The organism is Candidatus Symbiopectobacterium sp. (assembly GCF_020054415.1).
GTDB lineage: Bacteria > Pseudomonadota > Gammaproteobacteria > Enterobacterales > Enterobacteriaceae > Symbiopectobacterium.
The window spans coordinates 1-14,698 of the sequence record NZ_JAHWCO010000340.1 but is presented as its reverse complement, the minus strand read 5'-3'; the positions used below and the strand labels follow the sequence as shown (position 1 = coordinate 14,698).

Annotated in this window: 10 protein-coding genes and 3 pseudogenes; 2 read left to right on the top strand and 11 right to left on the bottom strand. The window is 52.9% G+C overall.

Features of this window, described 5'->3' with window-relative positions; translation table 11 throughout:
- Positions 1-81, top strand: a pseudogene (locus tag QZ506_RS10105) (lipoprotein); the annotation flags it as partial.
- A gap of 324 nt (positions 82-405) precedes the next feature.
- On the opposite strand, the gene QZ506_RS10100 reads toward QZ506_RS10105, so the two are convergent.
- The 8 genes and pseudogenes from QZ506_RS10100 to rlmKL form a co-directional block, all read right to left on the bottom strand.
- Complete coding sequence (locus QZ506_RS10100) at positions 406-1,908, bottom strand: ABC transporter substrate-binding protein (RefSeq protein WP_291970855.1); 1,503 nt, start codon at positions 1,906-1,908, stop codon at positions 406-408.
- Between the two features lie 94 nt (positions 1,909-2,002).
- Positions 2,003-2,582: pseudogene (gene ddpX, locus QZ506_RS10095) on the bottom strand (D-alanyl-D-alanine dipeptidase).
- Positions 2,583-2,594: 12 nt separating this feature from the next.
- Positions 2,595-3,494, bottom strand: a pseudogene (locus tag QZ506_RS10090) (MurR/RpiR family transcriptional regulator).
- 232 nt (positions 3,495-3,726) lie between these two features.
- The gene (gene pqiC, locus QZ506_RS10085; RefSeq protein WP_291970852.1) at positions 3,727-4,290 is read right to left on the bottom strand and encodes a membrane integrity-associated transporter subunit PqiC; all 564 of its coding nucleotides are present in this window, start codon (positions 4,288-4,290) and stop codon (positions 3,727-3,729) included.
- The gene (pqiB, locus tag QZ506_RS10080; RefSeq protein ID WP_291970850.1) at positions 4,287-5,936 is read right to left on the bottom strand and encodes an intermembrane transport protein PqiB; all 1,650 of its coding nucleotides are present in this window, start codon (positions 5,934-5,936) and stop codon (positions 4,287-4,289) included. Before pqiB ends, pqiC begins: the two co-directional genes overlap by 4 nt.
- Positions 5,923-7,194, bottom strand: a complete 1,272-nt coding sequence (gene pqiA, locus QZ506_RS10075) for a membrane integrity-associated transporter subunit PqiA (RefSeq protein ID WP_291970848.1) — start codon at positions 7,192-7,194, stop codon at positions 5,923-5,925. Before pqiA ends, pqiB begins: the two co-directional genes overlap by 14 nt.
- A 148-nt stretch (positions 7,195-7,342) precedes the next feature.
- Complete coding sequence (locus QZ506_RS10070; protein WP_291970846.1) at positions 7,343-9,262, bottom strand: ABC transporter ATP-binding protein; 1,920 nt, start codon at positions 9,260-9,262, stop codon at positions 7,343-7,345.
- Between the two features lie 3 nt (positions 9,263-9,265).
- A complete protein-coding gene (gene rlmKL / locus QZ506_RS10065; protein WP_291970844.1) occupies positions 9,266-11,410 on the bottom strand; it encodes a bifunctional 23S rRNA (guanine(2069)-N(7))-methyltransferase RlmK/23S rRNA (guanine(2445)-N(2))-methyltransferase RlmL in 2,145 nt (714 codons plus the stop codon).
- Positions 11,411-11,611: 201 nt separating this feature from the next.
- On the opposite strand from rlmKL, the gene QZ506_RS10060 reads away from it, so the two are divergent.
- The gene (locus tag QZ506_RS10060) at positions 11,612-12,715 is read left to right on the top strand and encodes a YcbX family protein (protein WP_291970842.1); all 1,104 of its coding nucleotides are present in this window, start codon (positions 11,612-11,614) and stop codon (positions 12,713-12,715) included.
- A 14-nt stretch (positions 12,716-12,729) separates the two neighbouring features.
- On the opposite strand, the gene QZ506_RS10055 is transcribed toward QZ506_RS10060, so the two are convergent.
- From QZ506_RS10055 to QZ506_RS10045, 3 genes are all read right to left on the bottom strand, one after another.
- Entirely contained in the window at positions 12,730-13,023 is a 294-nt protein-coding gene (locus tag QZ506_RS10055; protein WP_291970840.1) for a cell division protein ZapC domain-containing protein, read from the bottom strand.
- Positions 13,024-13,247: 224 nt separating this feature from the next.
- Positions 13,248-14,258 (bottom strand): quinone-dependent dihydroorotate dehydrogenase, encoded by a 1,011-nt coding sequence (gene pyrD / locus QZ506_RS10050; protein ID WP_291970838.1) that lies wholly within the window; start codon positions 14,256-14,258, stop codon positions 13,248-13,250.
- Between the two features lie 186 nt (positions 14,259-14,444).
- Positions 14,445-14,615, bottom strand: a complete 171-nt coding sequence (locus tag QZ506_RS10045; RefSeq protein ID WP_291970835.1) for a hypothetical protein — start codon at positions 14,613-14,615, stop codon at positions 14,445-14,447.
- Between the last annotated feature and the right edge of the window lie 83 nt (positions 14,616-14,698).

Here is a 14,698-nt window from a genome sequence, read left to right as displayed (position 1 = left end):
GTGGGTGAAGCCATGGCCATGGTCAAAGCGCTTAACCGGATCACGCTATTAGGAATGCCGAACAGTATTCGCATCACGTAACAATCGACCCGTATGGGGCGCAGTCGTTACAAGTTCTGATTTATTCAACAAAGCCTTTGAAGATCTGAAGACAAGTCTCCATGGGATTCCTGCTTTTTCTCTTTCTGACCATAGTTATCTCCATTTCAGTAGAAACTGCGAATGGAGAGGAGGTTAAAAGGGTTAAGTCCCGGAGTGATCGATACGACGCGAATCAGTGATCGACCTTTCATGCGAAATCGTGATCGATTGTCATGCGAATCACTGATCGATCACGATGCGAATATGCAGGCTGATTTTCGTGCGGCGATCCTCTGAGTCTCTCCGCCTGGTGCACTAATGAACTTATTTCGACATCGTGCCTATGTTGAATACCTGTTCCAGCATCGGGTTAAACACAAAGCCTTTTACCGCATCGTTCATCGCCACCTGATAGTTTTTCTGGAACAGATAAACGTAGGCGGCTTCATCAATCACAATGCGTTGCGCCTGCTGGTAGTCCGCTGTGCGCTCAGTCTGGTCGGTGGTGGCCATCGCCTTTTTCAGCAACGCATCAATCGCCGGGTTTTCATAGTAGGAACGATTGCCCGGCAACCCTTTCTTGTTGGATTCAAAACAGTAATTCATGAACATGTATGGGTCAGCGAAATCAGGGCTCCAGTTACCGATGGCAATATCAAAGTCACCCTTGCCAACCCGTTCGCGCAGAGTGGCGTTTGCCAGTTTTTCCAGACTGACATTAACCCCCAGCGATTTCAGCGTTGCCTGCGTTGAGATGGCGATGGGTTCCCAGTAGGGATCGTTATCTGAATAGAGGAAGGTTAATTGCTGTGGTTTTTGCGCTACCTTGCTCATTGCTGCCTGTGCTTTTTCATTGTCCAGGCTGTACTGCATGGCATCTTTGTCATATCCCCACATGCCTTCCGGGATCGGGCCACGCATCTGCTTGCCGTTTCCACCCAGTATCCCCTTTACCATGCCCTGATAGTCCGTGGCCCAAGAGACCGCAAGACGCAGATCAACCTGGCTCAATGGCCCTTTGCCATTGTTTAGATAGAGATAGGTCACGCGCAGCGACGGATATTCCTGTACTGACACGCTGTTTTTTTCCTTCAACCTGGCAAGCTTATCGACAGGTAGCGACTCGGCAATATCAATATCCCCACGCTCCAGTTGCAGGCGGCGCGTGGCACTCTCACCAATGATTTTGACCGAAACGCGTTTAAACGCGGGCGCGCTGCCGCTGTAGTGGGAATTTGGCACCAGCACCACCTGCTGGCCTTTCTGCCAACGCTGCACTTGATAGGGCCCAGAACCGGCAGTATTTTCCGCTAACCAGCCCTTACCTTCATTGGCGCTGTGTTTGCTCAATACCGCAGGGTTAATCATAGAGGCTCCGTCATTGGCCAACGTATACAGGAACGGCGCAAAGGGTGCGCTCAGGGTAAAGCGCACAGTATGCGCATCGACCGCTTCAACCTTCAAATCGCCGGGATAGGCTTCGGCGGGCACCTGACCGATCTTGAGCAGACGTTCAAACGATAATTTGACTGCCTCGGCGCTGACAGCGCTGCCATCGGCAAATTTTGCCTTGGGATCGAGCTTGAAGGCCCATGTTTTTTGGTCTGGAGACGCCTCCCAACTCAGGGCCAAATCCCCGGTCACATCGGTAGCGCCTCTGCCGTTTTCCGTTTTGTACTGTACCAGCCGTTGATAACAGGGATAGGTGATGGTCCAGTCGTTATTATCGATAGTGACCGCAGGATCTAACGTTTGTGGATCGGCGGCTTTGCCGATCACAAGCATATATTTCTGCACCGCAGCCCAGGCAGGCAATACGGCAGCCATTGCGGTAGCTAACAGCAGAGGTCGTAACAATGCAGTGTGGTCTTCATGATTCAGCTCCTGGTGATAGTCAAACGGTTCGCGCAGCGCGCATCAATCAAACAGCCGTCCTGCGGTTAGGCAAGGTACAACCAAACCGATCGGGCAACGGCGGGTAACGATCAGCATTCGGCAATTCAAAATGCCACCGTTCCGTTTCAATCCCGACGAAGCCACCCGCCGCCATCACAGTATAGAGTTGCAGTCGGTTACGTTGCACGGCGACGGGCAACGCAGAACACCACTCATATGATTTTTCATTCATTTCATCGAAACCAGTGCCCATATCCAGCGCCTCGCCCTGTTCATACAACAGCGTGACATCCACTGCCACTCCGCGACTGTGGTGCGGGCCAACCGCCAATGAGGCGACAAAACGCGGATCGGGACAAGCATCCCACAGGCGTATTTGCGCAGCGTGGGGACGATAGGCGTCATAAAGTTGCAGCCGATAGCCACTCTGTTCGGCAACGGCGACACTGCGCGCCAGTCCCTGCGCCGCGTCGGGATGCAACAGGCAAAGCGCTTGGGCATAAATGGGATGACTGGTCAGGTTATCCGCCGTGGCATATTTCATATCGATAATCAGCTGGGGGGAGCGTTTGCGCCAGATCCACTAGGTCGATAACATCCGTCATGTGTTGTCCTGTTTACTGTTCAAATTGGCCAAATTCCGTTTGCAAGGCGCGGTTAAGCACCAGCATCGCCGACAGTTTGTCACCCAACTGCTCCACCACTGCGGAGAGCAGCAGGTTGAACAAGCAGGTGATCGGTGCCAGCGAATCCCAGAAATGCCCGGTATCGGTTTTGACTTGCAGCAAATCCATCGGGTAATCACGCGCCCAAGGGCACCAGAGATCGGTAATCAGCGCCAACGGGATCTGCCGATCGCTGGCGGCGCGGCAATACTGTCGCGCCACGGTGGAATAGGCGCGCGTGTCGGTCACTACCACATAAGGGCGTTGGTATTCTAAATTGAGCGACTCCACCCAGGTGCCAGACAGGCCATCTACATAGCTCACTCGGGGACGCAAATACTTCAGATGGCTAAAAAACGCGTTGGCGATGCCGCGCGTAGATTGGATGCCGAGAATAAACACCGCTTCTGCTTCAGCAAGTTGCTGACTGATGCGCGCGAAAGTCTCCGTTTGCGCCAGACGATAGACGTCCTGAATGGCATCCACCTCCAGACGCAGAGAGGGGCTGAGACGATTCGAGAGGGTGCGCTGCTGCTAGGCATCCAACCGATCGGTAACGCCCTAGGGGCGGTAAGGAGCCAGCGCATCGGCGCGCAGGCGCGCTTTGACAGCTTCCAGATTGCGGTAGCCCAGTTTGCGCAGATAGCGCCTCACGGTAATCCCCGTCGTGCCGGTATAACCGGCGATGCTATCCGCCGATTCAAACGGTATCTGTGCCAGATTATTCAGCAACCAGCCGGCAATACGCTTACTGCTAGGGGTCTGCTGACTGAACGACGCTTCGATACGTGCGATAAGATCAATGCGCACATTGGTGTCAGGGTTAGGGCAATAGGCGTCATCTTGCTGCATGTTAGTGCCCTGTCATTCGCAGTCATAATGTTATGAGATTAACATCGCAGTATCTGTGCCAAAAAATAACTTATTGATATTTATAAAGAAGATGATGAGGGGTTTTTGAGAACGGTGCAGTGCGCCATCATGGCGCACTGCGTGCAAGCAAATGTATAAAAACAGTGCCAAGTAACAAGAGATAAATCGTTAAATTACATAACGTTAGATAAGCGTTTCCTATCGATGGCCACTACTCGCTGCGCTGAATCTGCGCGGCAATAGATTGCGCAACCTGCTGCCAACCTTGTGCCAGCGTTGTCACTAACGCGTCATAGCCATCCTCTTTGAGTGGCAATACCAGATTAAACGGCTGACGAAGCAGCCGATCGCCGCGCTGCAAGGTCCACTCCCCTTGCACCACCGCTTTTCCGTCGTAGCGGCCGTGGAAGGCTTTCACGGTAACAGCCAGCTCCGAGGGTGCAGCCCCTAAGGGTTGCGAACTTACCGTCCAGCCCGGCAGTCCGGCATTCAGGCTACTTTGCAGCGTCTGTTGCAACTGCTGCTCCAACGGGCTGGCCCATAGGTTATTGCTGGCAATGACATAACGCACATCATTGGTCTGGTAAACCAAGCCCGACGTACTGAGATAATCCGCCAACGCAACGTGGGAAAGCCACAGCGTGCGGGCCGCGGTGAGATCCGTTTTACCCGCAGTCGCCACAGACGGTTGCGGCAGTTGGTAATAGGTTTTTGGCGTTGTACTGCTGCATGCACTCAACAACAACGCCATTGCCACCAGCCATCCTTTACTCATGGTTTCGCCCTCTTCGGCTGGGGATCTTCGCTCTCAGGCGCCTGGAAGATCAGTGCATTGCTTTTATCATTAAGTGTGCGCAATACCGGCTGCAACTCCCTTAACACCTGATCCAGACGCTGCATGTTTGCCACCAATCGGTTATAGGCCGGCGAGCCAGGCTGTAACCCTTGCATACTGAGGTTTAGCTCCTGTAGCGTTTGCTGCATGTCCTGCGGCAGCGATTGCATCGCCTTGCTGGAGGTTATCTGGTTTAACGAAGCGAGCATCTTTTTCAACTCACGTAGCGTTGACTGGCTCTCTGCCAGCGTTTTGGTCGCTTCGCTCACCATTGGCGTTAACGGCAGTTCGTTAACCTTATCCAACACCGCCATCAGTTTTTGCTGGATTTGCGACAAACCGCCGCCCATGGTTGGCAACACCGGATACCCATCAACCACACGCAGCGGTCCTGTACTGTTACCACGTGCTTTCGGGTAAAAATCGAGATCGATAAACAAGGCGCCAGTCAGCAGGTTGGCTGTTTTCAACGAGGCACGCAGCCCCATAGTCTGTGCGTCGGCGAGTTGTTTCTGGTAATCAAATTGCTTACCGATGATCTTTTCAAAACGTGCAGGTTCAACGCGGATCAGCACCGGAATGCGATACTCCATGTTTATATCCTGCTTGAAGTTAGTCGTCACCAACGGCGCTTTGGCGACGGTTCCCAGACGGATGCCACGGAATTCTACCGGTGCCCCTACCTGCAATCCACGGATGGATTCATCAAAGAACATCACATATTCTTTGTACTCCGTGTAGAGCGAATCCTGAATACTGCGTTCGTTATCAAACAGCTGATATTGCGCACGATCTTTCACGCGTTCACCCAGATCCCAACCGGTCGGCACGTCAAAGCTAACACCACCGCTGAACAAGGTGGTCAACGATCCCATTTCCACCCGCATCCCCTGCGCTGACATATCCAGCGTCACGCCGCTGTCTTTCCAGAAACGGACATTGCTAGTCACCAGACTGTCGTATGGTGCGGTAATAAACAGCTGATAGCGCATTTGGCGCGCCTTTGTATCGAACTCGCTGGTTTCAACCGAACCGACGCGGTAGCCGCGAAACAGCACTGGATCGCCAGCGTTCAGTTGGCCAGAACGTTCTCTGTCGAGCAAAATGCGAATCCCTTTGGCATGCGGTGGTGCCAGCGGCGGCGAATCCAGCAACGCAAATTCACTGCGTGCTTCACCGCTCATCCCCGGCTGAAGTTCAATAAATGCGCCGGACAGCAGGGTACCTAGCCCGGAAACCCCTTCTCGTCCAATTTGCGGCTTCACCACCCAGAACACAGAATCATGGCGCAACAACTTGCCCATACCGGAATGCAAACGAGCCACAATCTCCACTTGGCGCAGGTCGTCACTCAACACCACGCTTTCCACCACGCCGACGTCCACACTGCGGCTTTTGATGGTGGTCTTACCGGCCACAATCCCTTCGGCACTCTGTGTCGTTAGCGTGATCTGGGGCCCCAGGTGACTGAAATGGTAAAATAAAACCCAGGCTCCAATCAGCACCGTCACAATGGGCACAATCCATACGGGCGACCAGCGTTTAATCGCTTCTACGTTTGCGACAGAATAATTATTTTTCGCCAATGGCTGATCCCTCTTGATCATTATCACGCTGGCGATCCCACAACAAACGGGGATCAAACATCATGGCGGCAAACATGGTCAAAATGACCACCAGCGCGAACAACACCGCGCCGATTGCCGGGTATACACTCATTAACTGGCCGATGCGCACCATGGCAGACAGTACAGCAATGACAAATACATCGATCATCGACCAGCGACCGACAAATTCCACCATTTCATATACCACGTGCAGACGTTCATTGTCCTGACGTCCATCACCCGCCGCACTCCAACACAACCACGCCAGCGCCAGCATTTTAAGCGATGGCACCATAATACTGGCAATGAAGATCACCAGCGCCACCGGATAAGACCCTATCCCCCACAGCAGAATAACCCCCGACATAATGGTGGAGGTTTCACTACTCCCCAACGCTTCGGTGATCATAATCGGCAGCAGGTTCGAGGGAACATAAAGCAGCACGGAGGTTAACAGCAGCGCCAGCGTCCATTGCAGGCTATTTTTACGTCGCGCATGGCCGTGGCTATGACAACGCGGACATTCCCACCGATCGGCAGGCAATATCGCCGTACAGCAGGTGCAGGAGCGCAGCCCTTGTGCCAAACCCGATCGTCCGGTCTGCGGTGCAAAGGGTAACGGTGGCGCAGGCGCTAGGTCATTCCACACGCTGCGCCGATCCAGACTTTGATAGGCCAGTAGCTGCAGCAAACAAAACAGTACATAGGGCACAAAACCAGTGCCGACGCCAATTTCACCATAAGACATCAGCTTCACAAAGCTCACCAGCACACCAGAGAGAAAAATTTCGGCCATTCCCCAGCTTTTTAGCCAGAAGAGCCAGGTTGCCATCAGACGTTTTATCCATGCTGACAGGGAAGAGTGCAGCGACAACAGGATAACCATCACCATGGAAATCGCCGGGATCACTTGAACAAACAGCATAAACAGAAAGGCGACGCTGGCGTAATTATCGGACACCATCACCTGCGGGATCTCAAACAGTGAGATCTCACTGGTAATGCCCGCCACGCGCATATAAACAAAAGGAAAAGCGTTCGCCAATGACAGCATCAGCAAGGTGCTAAAGGCAAAACCAATGGAGCGCTGGCGCGCCTGATTCTGGCGGTTGGCCAAGGTTGATTTACAGCGCGGACACACAGCCTTTTGCCCATGCATCAGGGAGGGTAATTCCACCAGCATGTCGCACTGGGGGCACAACATGTAGTCGTCATGCCTTGCATTATGATTGCACACGCTCCGCCTCCTTTATCTTTCGCCGCGCGGCACCCCGGTCAGGCGCGCCGCCGCTGTTACCTGTAGAAGGTTCGTGTTCCCACGGCACGGTATATCGTACGCGTGGTTACCGTCAGAAGGCATCTACCTGTTAGTAGTATACGCAACGTTAGCCGTTTTTCTGCGTTTCCAACGCTTCCCAGCGCTCAAAACACACTTCCAGCTCCTGCTCCGCTTCTGCCAATGCATTCAATATCTTTTGCGTTTCATCACGCGGACGGGTAAAGAAATCAGGATCGTTCATTTGCGCTTGTAACGCCGCAATGGACTGTTCCAGTTGTTCGAGTTTCTGGGGTAACTGCCCCAGCTCGCTCTGCTGGTTATAACTGAGTTTACCGGTTTGACGTTTAGCGCTGGGTGCGTTCTGAACGGTCTCTTTACTCTCTGCTGATTTTTCCGCCGCCGCAGGCACGGATTTACGCAAGGGCACCGTTTCAGCGCGCTGCTGCTGTGCATCATAATAACCGCCAACATAGCGGTTAATACGCCCATCCCTTTCGAAAATCCAGCACTCGGTGACCGAGTTATCCACAAATTGACGATCGTGGCTCACCAGCAGCACAGTGCCTTGATAGCTGTCGATCAACTCTTCCAACAGTTCCAGCGTTTCCACATCAAGATCGTTAGTCGGTTCGTCAAGAATCAACAGGTTACTGGGCTTGAGGAACAAACGCGCCAGCAGCAGTCGGTTACGTTCACCGCCTGACAGGGCTTTTACCGGCGTCATTGCCCGTTTGGGATGGAACAGGAAATCTTGCAGGTAGCCCAGCACATGGCGAGAACTGCCATTAACCATCACTTCCTGTTTGCCTTCGGCCAGGTTATCCATCACGGTGCGCTCAGGCTCGAGCTCCGCGCGGTGCTGATCAAAATAGGCAACTTCCAGCTTGGTGCCGCAGTGAACGCGACCGTGCGTCGCTTGCAGATCGCCCAACAGCAGTTTCAACAGCGTGGTTTTGCCGCAGCCGTTTGGCCCAACCAGCGCTATCTTGTCACCGCGCAACACCTGGACAGAGAATCCCCGCACCAGATTTTTATCACCGATCTGATAATCGACGTTTTCCAGTTCAAACACGATTTTGCCGGAACGAGCCGCTTCTTCAACCTGCATTTTGGCAGAGCCCATCACTTCGCGACGCTGTGAACGCTCCTGACGCATAGCTTTCAGCGCACGCACCCGGCCTTCGTTACGCGTGCGACGCGCCTTGATGCCCTGACGGATCCACACCTCTTCCTGCGCCAGCTTGCGATCGAATTCGGCATTTTGCAGCTCTTCCACACGCAGCGCTTCTTCTTTTCCCAGCAGATACTTGTCGTAATTGCCGGGCCAGGAGACCAGTTTGCCACGATCGAGATCGACAATGCGTGTCGCCATGTTGCGAATAAAAGAACGGTCATGGGAGATGAAAACGATACTGCCCTGGAACGTTTTGAGGAAACCTTCCAGCCAGTCGATGGTTTCGATATCCAGGTGGTTGGTCGGCTCATCAAGCAGCAAGACTTTCGGCACACTGACCAGCGCACGGCCCAGTGCGGCCTTGCGCAGCCAGCCGCCAGAAAGCGAGGACAAGGGCGCATCTGCTGTCAGTCCCAATTGGGCCAACACATCGTGGATGCGATTTTCCAATTGCCACAGCCCTTGGGTTTCCAACATTTCCTGAAGTACTGCCAGCTGGTTCAGGTTCTTATCGCTGGGATCCTGTTCGATCAGACGCAAGGCTTCATGGTAACGTTTCAGGTAGTCGGCCTGCTCTGCCACCCCTTCTGCCACAAAATCAAATACGCTGCCCGCTACGTCACGCGGCGGATCTTGCTGCAAACGAGAGATGATCAGATCTTGCTCATAAACAATACGCCCATCGTCCAGCCGCACTTCGCGCGCCAGAATTTTCAGCAGTGTCGATTTCCCCGCACCGTTACGCCCTACTAGGCAGACGCGTTCGTTTTCTTCAATGTGCAGTTCGGTGTTATCAAGTAAAGGCGCATCGCTGAACGACAGCCAGGCATCCGAGACGCTAATTAATGACATGACTTACTTTTCCTCGCCCGCGTGTCGCAGCAGCCAACGGTTATGGATCTGGCGATTGCGGGCAAAATCTAATGAAAGGGTTTTCTCGCTAATTTCCGTGGCGCGAAGCCCAAGGGCGGCAATGCCAGGCTGATCCATCTGGAAACCTCGTTTGTTGTTAGAAAACAGAATGGTACCGCCTCGACACAGCATACGCTGCAAATATTTCATCAACGCCAGATGGTCCCGTTGCACGTCAAAAGCATCGGCCATGCTTTTCGAATTTGAGAACGTGGGCGGATCGATAAAAATCAGGTCAAACTGTTCGCGCGTTTCCTGCATCCAGGTCAGGCAATCAGCCTGAATAAGACGATGCTGACGCCCTGCCAGACCATTGCTGCTCAGGTTTTTCTCCGCCCATTCCAGGTAGGTACGCGACATATCCACCGTAGTGGTGGTGTGCGCGCCGCCCAACCCTGCGTGGACGCTGGCTGTGCCGGTATAGGCAAACAGGTTCAGGAAGTCTTTTCCTTTACTCATTTCGCCCAGCATCTTGCGCGCGATACGGTGATCGAGAAACAGTCCGGTATCAAGATAATCGGTCAGATTCACCCACAGCTTGGCGTTATACTCCTGCATCAGTAGGAAATCGCCCTTCTGCGCCAGTTTTTCATACTGGCTCTTGCCCTTTTGCCGTTTGCGGGTTTTTAACACCAAGCGATTGGCAAGCAGTTCCAACACGTGCAACGTAGCATTGATAATATCAAACACCCGCTGGCGGGCTTTTTGCGGATCGACGGTTTTCGGCGGCGCGTACTCCTGCACTACCACCCAACTGCCATAACGATCAATCGCCACATTGTATTCCGGAAGATCGGCGTCATACAGGCAATAACATTCTATACCCTGCTGGCGGGCCCATTTTTCCAGTTTACGGCAGTTTTTGCGCAGTCGGTTGGCAAAATCCGGAGCAACGTCGGCGCTCACGCGCGGCACGGTAGTTTCACTCGCCGAGGCTTCAGGCGCAGCGCTAATACGGTAGTTTTTCTGTACGCAATCCAGCGGCCCGTTTTTGGCCTTAAACTGGCGTTCAGCACGTAACGGCAGGCTGGTTAACAGTTCCGGTGACGCACTGAACAGCGACAGCGTCCAGCCACCAAACTCACTTTTCAGTTTGCGGCCCAGCATATTGTGTAAGGCGATCAGAGCAGGCTCACTCTCCAGACGCTCACCGTAAGGCGGGTTACTGAGTACTGTTCCTGTCGAACCTTGCGGCGGCGGATTGCGCAGTTGCACCGCATCCTGTACCGAGAGGGTTATCAATTCGCTGACACCGGCACGGCGCGCATTGGCGCGCGCCAGCTCAATCACCCGGCTATCGTTGTCTGAACCGTAAAAACGGGAAGTGGTGGTTTGCAGGCCTTGTTTGGCCCTCACCTGCGCCTCAGACACCACGTCACGCCACACATCGGCGTTATGGTTCAGCCAGGCGCTAAATCCCCAATGATAGCGGCGCAAGCCCGGTGCGCGATCGGCGGCCATCATGGCAGCCTCAATCAACAACGTACCTGAACCGCACAGCGGATCGATCATTGGCGCACCCGGCTGCCAACCCGAGCGCAGCACAATGGCCGCCGCGAGGTTTTCTTTCAACGGCGCAGCGCCAGTGCCTTCACGATAACCGCGCTGGTACAAGCCTTCGCCGCTGAGATCCAGCGCAATGCTGGCCGTCTCGCGTTGCAGAAACACATTGATGCGAATATCCGGTTGCTGCTTGACCACGTTAGGGCGCTGACCGGTTTTACGCACAAAGCTATCGGCAATGGCGTCTTTCACTTTCTGCGCGCCGTACTGAGAATTACGGATTTCGTCGTTAGTGTCGGTAAAATGAACCACAAAAGCGCTATCAACCGAGAACACAGAGGTCCAGTCAATGGCCTGAACACCGAGGTAGAGATCGAGATCGCTGTAGACCTTGCATTCGCCAAGCGGCAATAAAATACGCGATGCCAGGCGGCTCCACAGCAAGCTGTGATACATCAAGCGGTCGTCACCCTGAAAATGTACGCCGCCTTGAACCAGGCTGCATTCCTGCGCACCTAACGCTTCAAGTTCACTTTTAAGCAGTTCTTCCAGACCACGCGCCGTGCTGGCAAACAGAGAATTCATAATACGACGACCACCAAGGTAAAAGGGTAGACCCTGACGACTTCGAGTTGCAGGAAAGCGATAAGTGGTTCGGATGGCCACACACAGTCAGCGCACGTGCAATTTAAAGAATCACGGGTGTAACACATAAAATTATAGCTAATCCCAGCGACTTGTCATAAATTTGCGGCGTTAAAACCTTTGAACAGATAGGCACTCTTGATGATTGGTGTTTCCAAACTGTACGTTCATCCGGTCAAATCCTTGCGCGGCTTGCAACTTTCCCATGCGTTGGCAACGCCCAGCGGCCTAGCGTATGACCGTTCATTTATGGTGACGGAACCCGATGGAACCTTTATCACTGCACGTCAGTTTCCCGAAATGGTGCTGTTTACACCGGCGTTGCTGCCTGACGGCCTGTTTCTCACCTCACATGATGGCGCTCAGGCGTTAGTACGCTATGCGGATTTCGCCCACAGGCCACAGCCCACAGAAGTCTGGGGCACGCATTTTTCCGCCTGCATCGCACCCGATAAAATCAACCAGTGGTTGAGCGGTTATTTTAAACGTCCGGTACAGTTGCGCTGGGTTGGCGACATGCCCTCTCGTCGCGTGAAGCGTTTTCCCGACATTCCGTTAGGTTTCGCCGACGGTTACCCTTATCTGTTGGTCAATGAAGCCTCTTTTCAGGCACTGCGCCAGCGTTGTAGCGCGGGGGTCAAGCTGATTCAGTTCCGTCCTAACATTGTGGTGACCGGCGCTGATGCCTTCGCGGAAGACAGCTGGCAGACGCTGCGTATTGGCGAGGTGACTTTTGACGTTGTCAAACCGTGCAGCCGCTGCGTATTGACCACCGTGAGCACCGAGCGTGGGCGCAAGCATCCCTCGGGAGAGCCGCTCGCCACGTTGCAAGCCTTCCGTACTGCGGAAAACGGCGACGTGGATTTTGGTCAGAATATGGTGGCACGTCAAAGCGGTATCATTCGAGTGTGCGATAGTGTCGAGGTGCTGGCAACCAAGCCACCGCGTCTCTATGGTGCAGGAACCCCTGCCGCAACGCTGGAAGCGCCGGTTCAGGCGGAACAAGGCCTTTCCCTGCACTATCAGGGCAAAAAGCTGCCGGGAAATAATCAGCAAATTTTGTTAGAGCAATTAGAGCAGCACGGTGTACACGTGCCCTATTCTTGCCGGGCGGGCGTGTGCGGTTGTTGCAAAATGACACTGGTCAGCGGTGAGGTTTCGCCCTTAAAGCGGGGTGCCGTGCGCGAGGATGGCACTATTCTGGCCTGCAGTTGCGTGCCACAGGGAGACATGGTGCTCGCCTGATAAGAATCTTTCCTCTACACCACCTTGGCATAGGGGAAGGCTGCCGATGGCATCGCCCCTGCCAGCGCGCTCTGCTGGAGCAACAAGCGGTCATGCATGATTTTAATCGCTTCGCCTAGCTGCATCGTTTTGCCGTTAAGCATCAGCGCCCCTTGAGCCAACACGCACAAGCTGGCTTTTTCACCGCGATCCACCACCATAAAGCAGGAAATTTCCTGGCTTTCAGCCAGCATGACCCAAACCGCATCGCCCATTTGCGGGGATTGCTGTTCATGGGGTTGCTGCGCAAAATACGGCCGTGTATTCAATGAGTTGATGTAGCATCAACTCATTGAATACACGACCCAGTGCGTCTGCACACCACATACCATTGCCATCCTTGACAAGAAAACGGGTAATATCCTTCATACGCTCGGTGAGGGTATGTCAGTCGCGTTTTTTGTAAAAAGAAGATTAATTGCACAAACGAGTAAAATATAGACTAGCTGGGGGAATAAATAAACCACCAACGAGAAATGATGTGATGAAAAGATTAAATATGGGTAATGATATCTTTAATCAGGCGCGGTCCATGAAAAATAAAGCCGGAATATATCTGTACCAGGGATGCACCCGCGGCCATTTTTTCCCGTGCGGCCATCAGTGAATCGACCCCGCCAACGCCAATAATCGGCAAACGGCCACTCAATTCTTGTGCCAGACGACGAATAACTTCGGTGCTGCACTGCTGTAACGGACGTCCGCTTAACCCACCGGTTTGCCCGCAATGATTTAACCCCTGAATCAAATCACGATTCAGTGTGGTATTGGTGGCAATCACCCCATCAATGTTATGGCGTACCAAACTATCAGCAATTTGGATCAATTCTTCCTCAGAAAGATCCGGCGCGATCTTCACCGCGATCGGCACATATTTTTGATGCTGTTGATGCAATGCTTCTTGTTTATTTTTAATCGCCTGCAACAGATCGTCCAGAGCTTCCCCGTATTGCAGAGAACGTAATCCCGGCGTATTCGGTGAAGAGATATTGATCGCAATATATCCGGCGTGTGCATAGACCTTGTCCATGCAGATCAAATAGTCATCTTTACCCTGTTCTACGGGCGTATCTTTATTCTTGCCTATATTAATTCCCAGCACACCACCAAAACGGGATTTTTTTACGTTCTCGATCAGTTTATCCACTCCATGGTTATTAAATCCCATGCGGTTAATTAGCCCTTCCGCTTCTACGACGCGAAACAGACGCGGTTTATCATTACCCGGCTGCGGGCGTGGTGTTACCGTACCGACTTCAATATGACCAAAGCCCATTGCGCCCAGCGCATCAATACAATCGCCATCTTTATCCAGACCGGCGGCTAAGCCGAGTGGGTTTTTAAAAGAAAGGCCCATGCAGGTAACAGGTTTGGTGGGAACGGATTGGCGAATAAGAAATTCAAACGGTGTATTAGATAGACGACGTAACTGCTGGAAGGTAAATTCGTGAGCCCGTTCTGGATCGAGCTGGAAAAGTGCCTTCTTGATTACGGGATAGAACATAGTGTCTCCTGAGATCCCAAAAGTCATGCATGCAAAATAACAATAAAGCGGTTGACTTCCCGACGCACGGCGGATAATGGTAATGAGATCGAGAGGGAAAGTAAAACACTTATCACAGAAAACAGGTTCGAGGTTGCTGACAAACCTCCCGAAAGCAGGAGGTAATCCTCAGTCATTTCCACCCATCTACGTCATTCCCGCGAAGGTGGGAATCTCCTGCGGCAGAAACGCATTTATTTGCGCAGAGATCCCCCGGCTTTCGCCGAGGATCACGAGCGGCGAAGTGGCTTTTCTACAGTTTGAGGGGCTTTGTTGAATAAATAGAACTTTTGGGTAATCATCGGAGCAGATCACCACAGTTGTTTCAAAATCAGGTCTCCATGGCAAAACAAAATTTTAAAATCACCAACTGGCCCTCTTATAACAAGGCCCTCAAGCAG